This window comes from Streptomyces sp. 840.1, from assembly GCF_003751445.1.
Lineage (GTDB): Bacteria > Actinomycetota > Actinomycetes > Streptomycetales > Streptomycetaceae > Streptomyces.
This window is the reverse complement of sequence record NZ_RJUU01000004.1, coordinates 96501-115320: the sequence shown is the minus strand read 5'-3', so window position 1 is coordinate 115320 and position 18820 is coordinate 96501. Positions and strand designations below refer to the sequence as shown.

Sequence of the window (18820 nt, the reverse complement as noted above, 5' to 3'; positions counted from 1 at the left end):
CCTCATCTCTGGCTATGGAGAATTAATGACCCCCAAGACCGGTGAACAGCTCGTGGGTGACAACGACATAGCCGTCGTGGGGATGGCGTGCCGACTTCCCGGAGCCGATACGCCCGACGCATTCTGGCAGCTCCTGCGGACCGGAAATCACGGCATCACCCGGCAGGAGGACGGCACCTGGCGGGCCGCCCTGGAGAACCATGGGGAATTCGAAGCGGAATTCTTCGGGATGAGCCCGGCACAGGCCGCCGCCACCGACCCGCAGCAGCGCCTCGTACTCGAACTCGGCTGGGAGGCCCTGGAGCACGCCGGAATCGTCCCCGGCCGGCTCTCCGGCACCCGCACCGCCGTGTACGTCGGCGTAGCCTCCGACGACTACGCGGCCCTCGCCCGCACCCACGACCACACCGCCGGCGGCTACAGCGCGGCCGGCCTTCACCGGGCCATGACCGCCAACCGGCTCTCGTACCACCTCGGACTGCGCGGCCCCAGCATGGCCGTCGACACCGCCCAGTCCTCCTCGCTCGTCGCCGTCCACCTCGCCTGCGAGGGACTGCTCCGCGGCGAGAGCGACCTCGCCGTCGTCGCCGGCGTCAACCTCATCCTGTCCGGCCACAGCACCGCCACCATGGAGCTGATGGGCGCCCTCTCCCCGGACGGCCGTTGCCACACCTTCGACGCCCGCGCCAACGGTTACGTACGCGGAGAGGGCGGCGTCTGCGTCGTCCTCAAGCCGCTGCGCCAGGCACTCGCCGACGGCGACCGCGTCCACTGCGTCGTCAAGGGCGGCGCCATCAACAACGACGGCGGCGGCCCCAGCCTGACCACCCCGCACCAGGACGCCCAGGAGGCCGTCCTCCGCGAGGCGTACGAGCGCGCCGGTGTCCGCCCCGAGGACGTCCGCTACGTCGAACTCCACGGCACCGGCACCCGCGCTGGCGACCCCGTCGAGGCCGCGGCCCTCGGCGCAGTCCTCGGTAGCGCCCGCACCCCCGGCGCCCCGCTCGCCGTCGGCTCCGCCAAGACCAACGTCGGCCACCTCGAAGGCGCCGCCGGCATCGTCGGCTTCCTCAAGGCCGCGCTCGCCGTCCGGGAGGGCGAACTCCCGCCCAGCCTCAACTACGCGACCCCGAACCCCGACATCCCGCTCGACGAGCTGAACCTCAGCGTCCAGACCGACCTGCTGCCCTGGCCGACGGACGAGGCGGACGGCGCCCGCCCGCGCCGGGCCGGCGTGTCCTCCTTCGGCATGGGCGGCACCAACGCACACCTGGTGCTGGAACAGGCCCCGGCCCCGCGCCCGGCCGAGCCCGCCACCAGGACCCTGCCCGTCCTCCCCGTCATCGTCACGGGCCGCACCGCGGAAGGCCTGCGCGACCAGGCCGCCCAGCTCAGCGCCCGCATCGAACACGGCCCGGAGCACAGCCTCCTGGACCTGGCCTGGACCCAGGCCACCGCCCGCACCGTCTTCGGCCACCGCGCCGTGGTCCTGGCCGGCGACCGCGAGGAACTCCTCACCCGTCTGGAGCGCTCCGCCGTCCACGGAGTCGCCGGCGAGACGGGGCGTCGGGTGTTGGTGTTCCCGGGTCAGGGGACGCAGTGGGTGGGGATGGGTGCGGGGTTGTTGGAGTCTTCGCCGGTGTTCGCTGCTCGGTTGCGTGAGTGTGCGGATGCGTTGGCGCCGTTTGTTGATTTTGATGTGGTTGAGGTGGTGCGTGCGGGGGGTTCGTTGGATGGTGTGGGTGTGGTGCAGCCGGTGACGTGGGCTGTGATGGTGTCGTTGGCCGAGTTGTGGCGTTCTTTTGGGGTTGTTCCGGATGCGGTGGTGGGGCATTCGCAGGGGGAGATCGCGGCGGCTGCTGTTTCGGGGGCGTTGTCTCTTGAGGATGCGGCTCGTGTGGTGGCGTTGCGGGCGGGTGTGATCGGCCGTGAGCTGGCCGGGTTGGGGGGTATGGCGTCGGTCGCGTTGCCGTTGGCGGAGGTCGAGGGGCGTCTTGCCGGGGTGGAGTGGGTCGGTCGGTTGAGTGTGGCGGCGGTGAATGGTCCGTCGAGCACGGTGGTGTCCGGTGATGCCGATGCGATAGCGGAGTTCGTGGCCGCGTGCGGGGCCGAGGGCGTTCGGGCCCGTCAGGTGCCGGTGGATTATGCGTCGCATTCGGTGCACGTGGAGCGGATCGAGGCCGAACTCCTTGATGTCCTCGCTCCGATTACGCCGCGTCGTTCGGAGATCCCGTTCTATTCGACGGTGACGGGTGAGCTGGTTGATACGACAGCTCTGGATGCGTCGTATTGGTACCGCAATCTTCGGCAGACGGTTCGTTTCGAGGAGACGGTCCGGCTGCTCCTGGATCGGGGCTTCGGGACGTTTATCGAGTCCAGTGCGCATCCGGTGCTGGGTATCGGTATCCAGGAGAGTGCTGATGCGGCCGGGCTTGACGTCGTCGTCAGTGGTTCGTTGCGGCGTGATGAGGGTGGCTGGGAGCGTTTCCTGACCTCGGCCGCCGAACTCTTCGTCCGAGGCATCGACATCGACTGGAGTGCTCTCTTCGACGGCACGGGGGCCAGGATCGTCGACCTGCCCACCTACGCCTTCCAGCGCACCCGCCACTGGCTCACCGAGGACGGCTCCGCCGAGCAGGGCCAGGCTTCCGTGGCCGATGCCGAAGAGACCCTGCTGAGTCGGGAGCTGCGCGGCCGTTCCGAGGCCGAACAGCTCGCCCACGTCCTGGAGCTGGTGCGCGTCCACGCCGCCGCCGTACGAGGCCGGGCCACGGGCGATTCGATCGCGGCCGAGAAGACCTTCAAGCAGCAGGGCTTCGAGTCCGTCAACGGCATCGAGCTGCGCAACCGGCTGCGGGCCGCGACCGGCCTACGTCTGCCCGCCACCCTGATCTACGACTACCCGACCCCCTTGGCCGTCGCCCGACTGATCCGCGACGACGCCGCCGAGACCACCACCGAGGCTCCGCCCGAGGCCCCGGCCGGGGTCCCGGCCCGCCGTGAGCAGCCGGCTTCCGGCCAGGACGAGGACGCCATCGCGATCGTGGGGATGGCGTGCCGTTTCCCGGGTGGGGTGGGTTCGCCGGAGGGGTTGTGGGAGTTGGTGTCGTCGGGGGTGGATGCGGTGTCGCCGTTCCCGGGTGACCGTGGTTGGGATGTGGAGTCGCTGTTCGACCCGGAGCCGGGTGTTGCGGGGCGTTCGTATGTGCGTGAGGGGGGTTTCCTTCATGGTGCGGGTGGGTTCGACGCGGGGTTCTTCGGTATTTCGCCGCGTGAGGCGGTGGCGATGGATCCGCAGCAGCGGTTGTTGCTGGAGACGTCGTGGGAGGCGTTGGAGCGGGCGGGTGTTCCGGCGGACTCGCTGAAGGGCTCCCGCACCGGCGTCTTCGTCGGCGCCATGACCCAGGAGTACGGTCCGCGCCTCTTCGAGAACGCCCAGGGCTACGAGGGCTACTTGCTCACCGGCAACACGGCCAGCGTCATGTCCGGTCGCATCTCCTATGCGCTGGGTCTCGAAGGCCCGGCGGTCACGGTCGATACGGCTTGTTCCTCCTCGCTGGTGGCCCTTCACCTCGCCGCCCAGTCACTGCGTTCGGGTGAGTGCGACTTCGCCCTCGCCGGCGGAGCCTCGGTGATGGCGAGCCCTGGCATGTTCGTGGAGTTCTCGCAGCAGCGGGGGCTGGCTTCGGACGGTCGGTGCAAGGCGTTCGCGGACGCCGCCGACGGCACGGGGTGGGCCGAGGGTGTGGGTGTGCTGTTGGTGGAGCGGTTGTCGGATGCGGTGGCTGCGGGGCGTCGGGTGCTGGCGGTGGTGCGGGGTTCGGCGGTGAATCAGGACGGTGCGAGCAATGGTCTGACGGCGCCGAATGGGCCTTCGCAGCAGCGGGTGATCAGGGCGGCTCTGGCCAGTGCGGGGCTGGGGGTTGCGGATGTGGACGTGGTCGAGGCGCACGGGACGGGGACCCGGTTGGGTGACCCGATCGAGGCGCAGGCACTGCTGGCCACTTATGGGCAGCGTCCGGCGGAGCAGCCGCTGTGGCTCGGTTCGCTGAAGTCGAACATCGGTCATGCGCAAGCTGCCGCGGGTGTCGGCGGGGTCATCAAGATGGTGATGGCGTTGCGGGAGGGCGTGCTGCCGGGGACGTTGCATGTGGATGCGCCGTCCCCGCAGGTGGACTGGGATGCGGGTGCGGTCGAGTTGTTGACCGGGTCGCGTCCGTGGCCGGAGACCGGTCGTTCGCGTCGTGCGGGCGTGTCCGCGTTCGGTGTGAGCGGGACCAACGCGCACGTGATCCTGGAACAGGGTCCCGAGCCGGAAGCGGTGGAACTGGCTCCTGTGCCGGATGCGGCGGGGGAGTCTGTGGTTTGTGAGTTGCCGGTGGTTCCGTTGGTGGTGTCGGCGAAGTCGGCAGCCGCTCTGGAAGCGCAGTCTTCCCGGTTGCGTGCCCGGATGGAGATGGATCCCGCGCTGCGTCCGCTGGATGTGGGTGTGAGTCTTGCTGCCGGGCGTTCGCATCTGGAGCACCGCTCGGTCTCCTTCGGTGATCTGAAGGTCGAGGGTGTGGCCGGCGAGACGGGTCGTCGGGTGTTGGTGTTCCCGGGTCAGGGGACGCAGTGGGTGGGGATGGGTGCGGGGCTGTTGGAGTCCTCGCCGGTGTTCGCTGCTCGGTTGCGTGAGTGTGCGGATGCGTTGGCGCCGTTTGTTGATTTTGATGTGGTTGAGGTGGTGCGTGCGGGGGGTTCGTTGGATGGTGTGGGTGTGGTGCAGCCGGTGACGTGGGCTGTGATGGTGTCGTTGGCCGAGTTGTGGCGTTCTTTTGGGGTTGTTCCGGATGCGGTGGTGGGGCATTCGCAGGGGGAGATCGCGGCGGCTGCGGTGGCGGGGGCGTTGTCTCTTGAGGATGCGGCTCGTGTGGTGGCGTTGCGGGCGGGTGTGATCGGCCGTGAGCTGGCCGGCCTCGGCGGCATGGCGTCGATTCCGCTGCCGTTGGCGGAGGTCGAGGAACGTCTTACTGGTGCTGGGTGGGCGGGTCGGCTGAGTGTGGCCGCCGTCAACGGCCCTTCCAGCACGGTGGTGTCCGGTGACGCGGATGCGATCACGGAGATCGTGGCCGCGTATAAGGGTGAGGGGGTGCGGGCTCGGCAGGTTCCGGTGGACTACGCGTCGCACTCCGCGCATGTGGAGCGGATCGAGACCGAACTCCTCGACGTCCTCGCCCCGATCACGCCGCGCCGTTCGCAGATCCCGTTCTATTCGACGGTGACCGGTGAGCTGGTTGATACGACAGTGCTGGACGCCGCGTACTGGTACCGCAATCTCCGGCAGACCGTTCGCTTCGAGGAGACGGTCCGGCTGCTCCTGGATCGGGGCTTCGGGACGTTCATCGAGTCCAGTGCGCATCCTGTGCTGATCATGGGTATTCAGGAGACCGCCGAGGGCAAGGATGTGCTGGCCGGTGGTTCGTTGCGGCGTGATGAGGGTGGCTGGGAGCGTTTCCTGACCTCGGCCGCCGAACTCTTCGTCCGAGGCATCGACATCGACTGGACCGCCCCCTTCGACGGCACCGGGGCCAGGACCGTCGACCTGCCCACCTACCCCTTCCAGCACGAGCACTACTGGCTGGAGCCTTCAGTTCCGTCCGCGCCCGCCGCCGACCCGACCGGTACGGACTCCTGGCGCTACCGCACCACCTGGAAGGGCCTGAGCGCCAAGGACCCCGACGCCCGCCTCTCCGGGCGCTGGCTCCTCGTCCTCCCCGAAGACACCGCTGCCCTCGCCGACGCGGCCGAGGCCGCCCTCGTCCGGCACGGTGCCCGTACCGAACGCCTGACGCTCGACGCGCACACCGCCACCCGCGAGACCCTGGCCGGCCTGCTGGACTCGTACCGGACCTCGGGCGAGACCTTCGACGGAGTGCTGTCCCTCCTTCCCCTGGCAGGGGGCACGGAAGCGGTTCTCGCCTCCCTCGCGCTCCTGCAGGCCGCTGCCGACACCGACCTCGCCCCGGCCGGGGTGTGGGCGGTGACCCGGCAGGCCGTGGCCGTTACCCCGGGCGAGCTGCCCGAGGACTCCGGGGCGCAGGTGTGGGCCTTCGCCAGGGTCGCCGCGCTCGAACTGCCCACCCTCTGGGGAGGCGTCGTCGACCTGCCCGCGCACCCCGACGACCGTGCCTTCGACCGGATGGCCGCCGCGCTGGCCCAGGGCGGTCGACCCGGCGCCGAGGACCAGGTCGCCGTCCGTGCCTCCGGCAGCTACGGCCGCCGGGTGACCCGTGCGGGTCAGACCACCGCCGGGACGGCCGAGGACTCCCGCTGGACGGCCCGGGGCACTGTCCTGGTGACGGGGGGTACCGGTGCTCTCGGTGCTCATGTCGCGCGTTGGCTCGCGGGGGCCGGGGCCGGGCATCTGGTGCTGACCGGGCGCCGTGGTCCGGATGCTCCCGGGGCTGCCGGGCTGGCCGAGGAACTGCGTGCCCTGGGTGTCGAAGTCACCCTCGCCGCCTGTGACGTGTCCGACCGCGAGGCGCTGGCCGCCCTCCTCGACGCCCACCCGCCCACCGCCGTCTTCCACACCGCCGGCGTGCTCGACGACGGGGTGATCGGTTCCGTCACCGCCGAGGCCTTCCGCAGGGTCCGGGCCCCGAAGGCCGACGCGGCGCATCACCTGCACGAACTCACCCGCGACCGAGGCCTGGAACTGGACGCCTTCGTCCTCTTCTCCTCCGTCACCGGCACCTGGGGCAACGGTGGCCAGGCCGCCTACGCCGCAGCCAACGCCTCCCTCGACGTACTCGCCGAGCAGCGCCGCGCCGAGGGCCTGCCCGCCACCTCCATCGCCTGGGGCCTGTGGGGCGGCGGCGGCATGGCCGAGGGCGCCGGCGAGGAGAGCCTGAGCCGCCGCGGCATCAGGGCCATGGACCCCGACGAAGGCATCAAGGCCCTCCACCGCGCGCTCGACCTGGGCGACACCTGCGTCACCGTCCTGGACGTCGACTGGGCCGACTTCGCCCCGCGCACCGCAGCGTTGCGCCCCGGGCCCGTCTTCGACACCGTGCCGGAAGCCCGGCACGCGCTGGAGGAGGCGCGGCAGCAGGACCCCGTCGGAGCTTCCGTGGGCCCCGCCGACGGACTGGCCCAGCGGCTCGCCGCACTCCCCGAGGCCGAACGGATCCGCACGCTGGTCGAGCTCGTGCGCGGTGAGGCCGCAGCGGTGCTGCGGCACCCGAGCACCGACGCCGTCCGCGCCGACCGGGCGTTCAAGGACACCGGCTTCGACTCCCTCACCGCGCTGGAGCTGCGCAACCGCATCGCCGGTGCCACCGGTCTGCGGCTGCCCGCCACCGTCGTGTTCGACCGCCCCAATCCGGCCGTGCTCGCCACGTACCTGCTCGGCAAGCTCCTCGGAGACACCCCCGAGACGGCCCCCGCCCCCGTCCCCGCAGTCCGAGCAGCCGGGGACGCGGAGGACCCGATCGTGATCGTGAGCATGGCCTGCCGCTTCCCCGGCGAGGCCGACAGCCCCGAGGCCCTGTGGGACCTGGTCATGGCCGAACGCGACGTCATCGGCGCCGCGCCCACCGACCGCGGCTGGAACCTCGACGAGGTCTACGAGCCCGACCCGGAGTCGGGCCGCCGAGGCACCACGTATGTCCGCGAGGGCGGGTTCCTCCACGAGGCAGCCGAGTTCGACGCCGAGTTCTTCGGGATCTCGCCGCGCGAGGCCCTGGTGATGGACCCGCAGCAGCGGCTCCTGCTCGAAACCTCCTGGGAGGCCCTGGAGCGGGCCGGCATCGACCCGCTGTCCCTGCGCGGCACCCGTACCGGCGTCTATGTGGGCCTCACCCACCAGGAGTACGCCTCCCGGCTGCACGAGGCGTCCGAGGAACACGAGGGCTACCTGCTCACCGGCAAGTCCGCGAGCGTGGTGTCCGGGCGCATCTCGTACGTGCTCGGCCTCGAAGGCCCGTCCGTCTCCGTCGACACCGCCTGCTCCTCCTCCCTCGTCACCCTGCACATGGCCGCGCAGGCGGTTCGCGCGGGGGAGTGCGACCTCGCCCTCGCCGGCGGTGTGACGGTCATGGCCGCCCCCGGCCTGTTCGTTGAGTTCTCCCGGCAGCGCGGGCTGGCCGTCGACGGCCGCAGCAAGGCCTTCGCCGACGCCGCCGACGGCACCAGCTGGGCCGAGGGCGCCGGCGTGGTCGCCGTCGAGCGGCTGTCGGAAGCCGTCCGCAAGGGCCACCCGGTGCTCGCCGTAATCCGCGGTGACGCCGTCAACCAGGACGGTGCCAGCAACGGCCTCACCGCCCCCAACGGTCCCTCCCAGGAGCGGGTCATCCGCCAGGCCCTCGCCAACGCCGGTCTGGGGACTGCGGATGTGGACGCGGTCGAGGCGCACGGGACGGGGACCCGGCTCGGTGACCCGATCGAGGCGCAGGCACTGCTGGCCACCTATGGGCAGCGCCCGGCGGAGCAGCCGCTGTGGCTCGGCTCCCTGAAGTCGAACATCGGCCACCCGCAGGCCGCCGCAGGTGTGGCTGGGGTCATCAAGATGGTGATGGCGTTGCGGGAGGGCGTGCTGCCGAGGACGTTGCATGTGGATGCGCCGTCCTCGCAGGTGGACTGGGATGCGGGTGCGGTCGAGCTGCTGACCGGGTCGCGTCCGTGGCCGGAGACCGGTCGTCCACGTCGTGCGGGCGTCTCCGCGTTCGGTGTGAGCGGGACCAATGCGCACGTGATTCTTGAGCAGGCTCCTGTGCCGGATGCGGTGGAGGAGTCGGTGGTTCGTGAGTTGCCGGTGGTTCCGTTGGTGGTGTCGGCGAAGTCGGGGGCGGCGCTCGGGGTTCAGGGCGAGCGGTTGCGGGCCCGTCTGGGGGTGGAGGGTGCGCCGCGTCTGTTGGATGTCGGCTATTCGCTGGTGACGTCGCGGTCGGTGTTCGAGCACCGCCAGGTCACTGTCGGCGCCAGGGTTGTCCAGGACGTTGTGGGTCCGGTGGGGCGTCGGGTGTTGGTGTTCCCGGGTCAGGGGACGCAGTGGGTGGGGATGGGTGCGGGGTTGTTGGAGTCTTCGCCTGTGTTTGCTGCTCGGTTGCGTGAGTGTGCGGATGCGTTGGCGCCGTTTGTTGATTTTGATGTGGTTGAGGTGGTGCGTGCGGGGGGTTCGTTGGATGGTGTGGGTGTGGTGCAGCCGGTGACGTGGGCTGTGATGGTGTCGTTGGCCGAGTTGTGGCGTTCCTTTGGGGTTGTGCCGGATGCGGTGGTGGGGCATTCGCAGGGGGAGATCGCTGCGGCTGCTGTTTCGGGGGCGTTGTCTCTTGAGGATGCGGCTCGTGTGGTGGCGTTGCGGGCGGGTGTGATCGGCCGTGAGCTGGCCGGGTTGGGGGGTATGGCGTCGATTCCGTTGCCGTTGGCGGAGGTCGAGGAGCGTCTTGCCGGTGCTGGGTGGGCGGGTCGGCTGAGTGTGGCCGCGGTGAATGGTCCTTCGAGCACGGTGGTGTCGGGTGATGCCGATGCGATTACGGAGATTGTGGCCGCGTATGTGGAGGAGGGGGTGCGGGCTCGTCAGGTTCCGGTGGATTATGCGTCGCACTCCGCGCATGTGGAGCGGATCGAGGCCGAACTCCTCGACGTGCTTTCCCCGATCACGCCGCGTCGTTCGGAGATTCCGTTCTATTCGACGGTGACCGGTGAGCTGGTTGATACGACGGTGCTGGACGCCGCGTATTGGTACCGCAATCTTCGGCAGACGGTTCGTTTCGAGGAGACGGTCCGGCTGCTCCTGGATCGGGGCTTCGGGACGTTTGTCGAGTCCAGTGCGCATCCGGTGCTGGGTATCGGTATTCAGGAGTGTGCCGATGCGGCCGGGCTCGACGTCGTCGTCAGTGGTTCGTTGCGGCGTGAGGAAGGTGGCTGGGAGCGTTTCCTTACCTCGGCCGCCGAACTCTTCGTCCGAGGCATCGACATCGACTGGACCGCCCCCTTCGACGGCACCGGGGCCAGGACCGTCGACCTGCCCACCTACCCCTTCCAGCGCACCCGCCACTGGGCGCCGACCTCGCCCGCAGGCGTCGGCGACGCAGCGGCCGCCCGCTTCGGCATGGTGTGGGAGACCCACCCGCTGCTCGGCGGCGCGCTGCCGGTCGCCTCGACCGGCGAGACGGTGTTCGCCGGCCGGATCTCCCTCACCGAGCACCCGTGGATCGCCGACCATGCCGTCCGAGGCCGGACCCTGTTGCCCGGCACGGCCTTCGTCGAGCTCGCCCTGCACGCCTCGGCCGCGACCGGCTGCGCCACCGTGGAGGAGCTTTCCCTGGAGGCCCCGCTCGTCCTCGACGGCCACCGCGCCGCGCAGATCCAGGTGCGCGTGGAGACCGCAGACGAGCAGGGCCGCCGACGGCTGACCATCCACTCCCGCCCCGAGGCCACCGCCGGCGCCGAAGAAGCCGCGTGGACCCGGCACGGCGAGAGCCTCGTCGCCCCCGCCGCCCCCTCCGCACCCCCGGCCGTCGCGGACTGGGCCACGGCCTGGCCGCCCACCGGCGCCGAGAAAGTCGAACCCGCCGACGTCTACGGGCAGTTCTCCGACCTCGGCTACGAGTACGGCGAGGTCTTCGCCGGCATCGAGGCCCTGTGGCGCGGCGACGGCGAGGTGTTCGCCGAGGTCCGGCTGCCCGCTCGGGTCCGGGCCGACGCGGCCGGCTACGGCGTACACCCCGCGCTGCTCGACACGGCCCTGCAGCCCTGGCTGGCCGGCGGGCTGCTCGACGTGCCGGACGGCTCCGTGCTGCTGCCGTTCGCGTGGAAGGGCATCACCCTGCACGCGACGGGCGCGGACTCGCTGCGCGTGCGCATCACCCCTGCCGGGGACGGCGCGGTACGCCTCGACGCCACGGACCTCACCGCGGCCCCCGTCCTCACCCTGGACGCCCTCGTGATGCGGCCCCTGGCGCAGGACCGCCTGGACGCGTTGCTCGGCGCCACCGCCGACAGCGGGCTCCCCCTCTACCGCGTGGCCTGGCAGCGGCCCGCCGGCCGGCCCGCGGTCGAGCCGCCGGCCCGCCTGGCGGTACTCGGCACCGACGGCTTCGGTCTCGCCGCCGCAGGTCTCGCCGAGGCCGGGGCGCACGCGGACGCTTCGGCACTGCGCGCCGCCGTCGACGCGGGCGCCGCCCTGCCGGACGCCGTGGTCGCGCAGTTCCCGGCCGGTCCGCAGACCACGCCGGAGGACGTGCGCGCCCTCACCGCCCGGGGCCTGGCCCTGGTGCAGGACTGGCTCGAGCAGGACGGGCCCCTCGCGGAGATCCCCCTGACCGTGCTGACCGGGCAGGCCCTCGCGGCCACCGCCGACGACACCGCGGACGGACTCGCGGCTGCCGGCCTCTGGGGGCTCGTACGGTCCGCCCAGACCGAACACCCGGACCGGTTCGCGCTCGTCGACACCGACGGCACGCCCGCCTCGGCGGACGCGCTCGCCGCGGTGCTCGCCACCGGCGAGCCCCAGTTCGCCCTGCGGGCCGGCGAAGTACTCGTTCCCGCTCTCACCCGAGCGGCGACCGCCGGGACCGGGGTCGACACCACCGGCACCACCAGCACTACCGGCACCACCCGCACCGCGTTCGACCCCGAGGGGACCGTGCTGGTCACCGGGGCGACCGGCACCCTCGGCCGCCTGCTCGTTCGCCACCTCGTCAGCGCCCACGGCGCCCGCCGACTGCTCCTCGTCAGCCGCAGCGGCCGGGACGCGGCCGGGGCCGCAGAACTGGAAGGGGAGCTGACCACGCTCGGCGCCCGCGTCGAGATCGCTGCCTGCGACATGGCCGACCGCCCCGCCGTCGCGGCCCTGCTCGACGGCATCGACCCGGCGCACCCGCTGACCGCGGTGATCCACGCGGCCGGTGTGCTCGACGACGGGGCACTCGCCGCCCTCGACGCCGAGCGGCTGAACACCGTACTGAGGCCCAAGGCCGACGCCGCTCTGCACCTGCACGAGCTGACCCGGGGCCTGCCGCTGTCCGCCTTCGTACTGTTCTCCGGCGCCGCCGGTCTCCTCGGCCGCCCCGGCCAGGCCAACTACGCCGCGGCCAACACCTTCCTGGACGCCCTGGCGCAGCACCGCCGCGCGGCCGGGCTGCCCGCCGTCTCCCTGGCCTGGGGCCTGTGGGGCGAGGCCAGCGGAATGACCGGGCACCTCTCCGAGGCCGACCTGCGCCGTATGCGGCGCTCCGGCATCGCGCCCATGACCAACGACCAGGGCCTCGCCCTCTTCGACCTGGCCCTCGCGGGCCAGGGGGAACCGGGCGGCGAGGCACTCCTCGTACCGCTGCGTCTGGACGCTCAGGCCCTGCGCCGTGAGCGGGCTGCGCACGGCCCCGAGGCCGTTCCCGCCCTGCTGCGTGGCCTGGTCCCGGCTCCCACCGCCCCGAGGGGCTCGGCCGTCACACCGGCAGCCGCGTCGGCCGGCACAGCCGCCACCGGCTCCGGCGAGAGCGCCGCCCAGGCGCTGACCCGGCGGCTGGCACCGCTCGGCGCCGTCGCTCGGGGCCGGGAGCTGCTGGCACTGGTCCGGGCCGAGGTGGCCGTCGTACTCGGCTTCGCCGGGCCCGAGGCGGTCGAACCGGCCCGCGCCTTCCGCGAGATCGGCTTCGACTCCCTGACCGCGGTCGAACTCCGCAACCGGCTCAACGCCGTGACCGGACTGCGCCTTGCCGCCTCCCTGGTCTTCGACCACCCCACCGCTCAGGCCGTCGCCACGCACCTCGGCGAGGAGCTGGACACCGCCGCGGGCGGTGGCCGGGAGGCCGGCGAGGCCGCCTTCGCCGGACTGGAGGCCCTGGAGGCCGCCGTGACCAAGCTCGCCGAGGACGACATCCGTCGCGAGGTCGTCCACCGTCGGCTGGCCGCCCTGGTCACCGTCCTGGGCGGGCCCGCGGCCGCCACCCCCGAGCCGGCGCTCGAACTCGCCGACGACGAACTTTTCGCCTTCATCGAGGAGCAGCTGTGACGGGAAGCGCCGCCAACGGCACCAGCACCGGTACCGGCACCGACGACGCCGGCAGCACCGACAGGATCCGCGACTACCTCAAGCGCGTGACCGCGGAGCTCGTCACCACCCGCACCCGGCTGCGCGCCGCCGAAGAGATCGCCGAGGCCGCCCGGGAGCCGATCGCCATCGTCTCGATGAGCTGCCGCCTCCCCGGCGGGGCCGACACCCCCGAGGCGCTCTGGAAGCTCCTGGAGTCCGGCACCGACGTCGTCTCCGCGCTGCCCGAGGACCGGGGCTGGGACCTGGAGGCGCTGTACGACCCGGACCCGGACACGCACGGCACCAGCTACGCCCGCGAAGGCGGATTCCTCTACGACTGCGCGGACTTCGACCCGGAGTTCTTCGGGATCTCGCCGCGCGAGGCCCTCGCCATGGACCCGCAGCAGCGGCTCCTGCTCGAAACCTCCTGGGAGGCGCTGGAGCGGGCAGGGCTCGATCGCGACACCGTGTGCGACAGCCGTACGGGCGTGTACGCGGGCGTGATGTACGACGACTACGGCGCCCGCGTCCCGCACGTCCCCGGCGGCCGCATACCCGAGGGGCTCGAGGGCTACCTCGTCAACGGCAGCGCCGGCAGCGTCGCCTCCGGCCGGATCTCCTACACCTTCGGCCTGCGCGGCCCCGCCGTCACCGTCGACACCGCCTGCTCCTCCTCGCTCGTCGCCGTCCACCTGGCCGCGCAGGCCCTGCGCGCCGGGGAGTGCGACCTCGCGCTCGCGGGCGGCGCGACCGTCCTGTCCACGCCGACGATGTTCATCGACTTCTCCCGGCAGCGCGGGCTCGCCGAGGACGGCCGCTGCAAGGCGTTCGCCGACGGCGCCGACGGCACCGGCTTCGGCGAGGGCGCCGGCATGCTGCTGCTCCAGCGGCTCTCCGACGCCCGGCGCGAAGGCCGTACGGTCCTGGCCGTCATCCGGGGTTCCGCCGTCAACCAGGACGGCACCGGAGCCGGTCTCACCGCCCCCAACGGCCCGGCCCAGCAGCGGGTCATCCGCGCCGCCCTCGCCAGTGGCCGGCTCACCGCCGACCAGGTCGACGCCGTCGAGGCACACGGCACCGGCACCAGGCTCGGCGACCCCATCGAGGCACAGGCGCTGCTCGCCACGTACGGCCAGGGCCGGCCGGCCTCCTCGCCGCTCCTGCTCGGCTCCCTCAAGTCCAACATCGGGCACACGCAGGCCGCCGCCGGCGTCGCGGGCGTCATCAAGACCGTGCTGGCACTGCGGCACAGCGCCCTGCCCCGGACCCTCCACGCCGACACGCCGTCCACCCGGATCGACTGGTCGGCCGGCGCGGTCTCCCTCCTCACCGAGCACACCCCGTGGCCCGAGCGGCCGGGCGAGCCCCGACGGGCCGGCGTCTCCGCATTCGGCGCCAGCGGCACCAACGCCCACATCATCCTGGAGGAGGACCGGACGCCGGCCGAACCCGCACCCGCCGTCCCCGCACCCACCCCCGAGGACCGCGAGGACCGGGAGGACCCGGCGGCCTCCCCGCCCCCCGGCAGCCTCGCCTGGGCCCTCTCCGCCCGCGACGGGACCGCCCTGCGTGCCCAGGCCCGGCGGCTCGCCGGCCACCTCACCGCCGCCGACCGCGCCGGGAGCCCGGCCGACCCGGCCGCCGTGGCCTCCGTACTCGCTCACTCCCGCACCGCGTTCCCTCAGCGCGCCGTGGTGCTCGGGACGGACGCCGGTGAACTGCTGCGCGGGGTCGAGGCCCTGGCCGCCGGCGAGGGCACCGACCCGGCCCGCGTGGTCACCGGCCGCGCGGCCGCCGGCCGTCGCACCGCCTTCCTCTTCACCGGCCAGGGCAGCCAGCGCCCCGGCATGGGCCGCGAACTGTACGAGTCCCAGCCGGTGTTCGCGCACAGCCTCGACGAGATCTGTGCCGCGTTCGACCCGCACCTGGGGCGCCCGCTGCGCGAGGTGATGTTCGCCCGGCCCGGCTCCGCCGACGCCGCGCTGCTCGACCGCACCGAGTACACCCAGCCCGCGCTGTTCGCCCTTGAGGCCGCCCTCTACGCCCTCGTCACCTCCCGGGGCCTGCACCCGGAGGCCGTGACCGGACACTCCGTCGGCGAGATCACCGCCGCCCACGTCGCCGGCGTGCTCACCCTCGCCGACGCGGCCCGCCTGGTCGCCGCCCGGGGCCGCCTCATGGGCGAGCTGCCCGGGGGCGGCGCCATGGGCGCCATCGCCGCGAGCGCTCAGGAGATCGAGCCCCAGCTCGTGGGCCGCGAGGCCGAACTCGACCTCGCCGCCGTCAACGGACCCAACGCCGTCGTCGTCGCCGGGGACGGGGACGCCGTCGGTGAACTGGTCGAGCACTGGAAGAGCCTCGGTCGCGCCGCCAAGCTCCTGAAGGTCAGTCACGCCTTCCACTCGCCGCACATGGACGGCATGTTGACACAGTTCGAAACGATCGCTCGCGGTCTCGAATACAGACTGCCCAAGATTTCTGTCATGTCGAACCTGACCGGAGAGATCGCGGAAGCGGAAGGCGACGTGCTTGGCGCGGACCACTGGGTCCGCCACGCGCGCCGCCCGGTGCGTTTCCTCGACGGTCTGCGCGCCCTGCGCGCCGAAGGCATCGACACCTTCGTCGAACTCGGTCCCGAGGCCGTGCTCACCGCGATGAGCCGCGCCGCCCTCGATACCGACGAGCCGGAACCCCGGCAGACGGGCCCGGCCACCCTCACCTTCTCCGTGCTGCGCCGGGGCCGCCCCGAGGGCGTCGCCTTCGAGCAGGCCATGGCCACCGCCCACGTGCACGGTCTGCCCGTGGCCACCGCCCCCGCGCCGGACCCCGGGGCCGGCACCGCCCTGGCCGCCCAACTGCCCACGTACGCCTTCCAGCGCAGCCGCTACTGGCTCGACGCCCCCGCCCCGCAGGCCCCACTGGCCGCCGCCGGCCTCTCCCCGGCCGGCCACCCCCTGCTGGCCGCCGTCGTCGCGCTCCCCGACGCCCGGGGCACCGTGTGGACGGCGACCCTGTCCACCCGCACCCACCCGTGGACCGCCGAGCACACCCTCGCGGGCCGGCCGGTCCTCCCCGGCACCGCCCTCCTCGAACTCGCCCTGACCGCAGCCGGCGAGGACGGCGTCGCGGAACTCGCCTTCGAGCACCCGCTCGTCCTGCCCGAGGACACGCCCGTACGGCTGCGCCTGTGGCACGGCCCGGCCGCCGACGACGGCACCCGGCCGGTCGCCGTCCACTCCGCTCCGGCCGGTGCGCGGGCCGACGGCCCCGACGACGACGGCTGGACCCTGCACGCCACCGGCCGCACCGAGCCCGCCGGCCCGTCCGCCGACGGCCCCGACCTCACGGGCCTGACCGGCACCTGGCCGCCCGAGGGCGCCGAACCCGTCGCGCTCGACGGGGAGTACGAGCGGTTCGCAGCGGCCGGCATCGGCTACGGCCCCGCCTTCCGGGGCCTGCGCGCAGCCTGGCGGCTCGGCGAGGACGTCTACGCGTACGCCGCCCTGCCCGAGCCCGAGGCGGCCGAGGCGCCCGGATACGGGATCCACCCCGCCCTCCTCGACGCCGCCCTGCACGCCGTGACCGCCACCCGCGAGGACGCCCACGGGCTCGTCCCCTTCGCCTGGACCGGCGCCACGCTCCACGCAGCGGGCGCCGACGCCCTGCGGATCCGGATCTCCCCGGCCGGCCCCGACTCCGTCGCGGTCACCGCCGCCGACCCCGGGGGCCGGGCCGTCTTCGCCGCCCGCTCCCTCGCCATGCGCCGGATCTCCGCCGACCGCGTGGCCGCCGACCGCGTCTCTGCCGAACTGCTGCTGCGCCCCGCATGGAACCCCCTGCGGACCGCGCCCGCCGCCGGGGCGGTCACCGTCCAGGACGCCGACTGGTACCTCGTGGGCGACCACGACCCGGCCGTGGCCGAGGCCCTGACCGCCGCCGGCGCACGCGTACGGCACTGCACCGGCCTGCAGGACCTGGACGGCGTACGCACCGGCGACGGCACACCCGTCCAGGTGCTCGCCGACCTGCGCGGACCGCGGGACCCGCACGAGGCAGGGACCCGCGCCCTCGCACTCGCCCGGTCCTGGCTCCTGGCCCCACACCTCGCCGGAGCCCGCCTGACCCTGCTCACCCACGGCGCCGTCGACTGCGCCGGTCCCGTTACCCACCCCGCAGCCGCCGCGGCCTGGGGCCTCCTGCGCTCCGCGCGGACCGAGCACCCCGGCCGCTTCGCCCTCGTCGACCTCGACACCGCCCCGGCCTCGTACGCCGCCCTGCCCGCCGCCATCGCCCGGGGCGACGCACCCGGGCAGCTCGCCCTGCGCGACGGCACCCCGCACGCCCCGGCCGCTGTCCGTGCCGCACCCGGCACCGAACCCGCCACCGGCACCGTCTGGAACGCCGAGGGCACCGTGCTGGTCACCGGCGGCACCGGCGGCCTCGGCTCCGTCGTCGCCCGCCACCTGGTCCACCGGCACGGCGTACGCCGGCTGCTGCTGACCAGCAGGCGCGGCCCGGACGCCCCCGAGGCGGCCCGGCTCACCGCCGAACTCACCGGGGCCGGCGCCTCGGTCCGCGTCGCCGCCTGCGACGCCGCCGACCGCGAGGCCCTCGGTGCGCTCCTCGCCGAACTGCCCGCCGCCCACCCCCTGACCGGCGTGGTCCACACCGCGGGCGTACTCGACGACGGACTGGTCACCGCCCAGAGTGCCGACCGCCTCGCCGCCGTACTGCGGCCCAAGGCCGACGCCGTACAGGTCCTGCACGAACTCACCCGCGACCACGACCTCGACGCGTTCGTGCTCTTCTCCTCCGCGGCCGGGTTCCTCGGCAGCGCCGGACAGGCCACCTACGCCGCCGCCAACGCCTACCTGGACGCCTTCGCCTCCTGGCGGCGCGCCCAGGGCCTGCCCGCCCTCTCCCTCGCCTGGGGCCCCTGGGCCGGCGAGGGCATGGCCGGCGAACTCTCCGCGGCCGACGCCGCCCGGCTCCGCCGCAGCGGGCTCGTCCCCCTCTCGCACCCCGAGGCCCTCGCCCTCTTCGACGCGGCCTGCACCCGCGAGGAACCCGTTCTGCTACCCCTGCGCATCGACCCCGCCGCAGCCCGCGACGCGGGAGGCGCACTGCCCGAGGTCCTGCACACCCTCACCGGACCCGCCGCCCGCCGCCGCCCGGCCGCGCACACCGCACGGCCGACCGCCGGGACCACCGACGCGGAGACCGCCGGGTTCGCCGACCGGGTCGCGGCACTGCCCCGCGCCGAACGCGCCGCGTTCCTCCTCGATCTCGTACGCACCGAGGTGGCAGCCGTGCTCGGTCACGCCGGCCCGGCCGAAATCGCCCCGAACCGCAGCTTCAACGAAGCCGGCTTCGACTCACTCACCGCCGTGGAACTGCGCAACCGGCTCACGGAGGCCACCGGACTGCGGCTGACCGCGACCCTGGTCTTCGACCATCCGACGCCCCTGGCCCTCGCCGAACACCTCGATGGGGAACTGCCGGGCGCCGAGGCCTCCGTACTCGCCCTGCTCGACCAGCTCACCGAGGCCGCGAGCCGCGCCGGCAGTCTGCCGGACCTCGGAGAAGAGGCCCGGCAGACCATGGCCGACCGCCTCGCGGCACTGCTCGCCGACCTCGGCACCACCGCCGCGGACCCGGCCGGGCACACCCCGGATCCGGACGCCCCGGACACCGGCGACGTCACCGAACTACTCCATTCCGCCTCCGACGACGAGCTTTTCCAGCTGCTCGACAATGACTTCCGCACTGCCTGAAGTCCGGCACCGACACCTCCAGGGGAGA

General features: G+C 73.1%; 1 protein-coding gene and 2 pseudogenes. All 3 read left to right on the top strand.

Translation table 11 applies throughout. The features are described from left to right. Positions 1 to 25: 25 nt before the first annotated feature. On the top strand, positions 26 to 12997 hold the full coding sequence (locus EDD93_RS39845) for an SDR family NAD(P)-dependent oxidoreductase (protein ID WP_185092673.1): 12972 nt from the start codon (positions 26 to 28) through the stop codon (positions 12995 to 12997). Continuing rightward, positions 12994 to 13095 (top strand): annotated as a pseudogene (locus EDD93_RS40915) (polyketide synthase docking domain-containing protein); the annotation flags it as partial. The gene EDD93_RS39845 and the pseudogene EDD93_RS40915, both read left to right, overlap by 4 nt. Continuing rightward, positions 13090 to 18792 (top strand): annotated as a pseudogene (locus EDD93_RS38895) (SDR family NAD(P)-dependent oxidoreductase); the annotation flags it as partial. The pseudogenes EDD93_RS40915 and EDD93_RS38895, both read left to right, overlap by 6 nt. Positions 18793 to 18820: the final 28 nt, after the last annotated feature.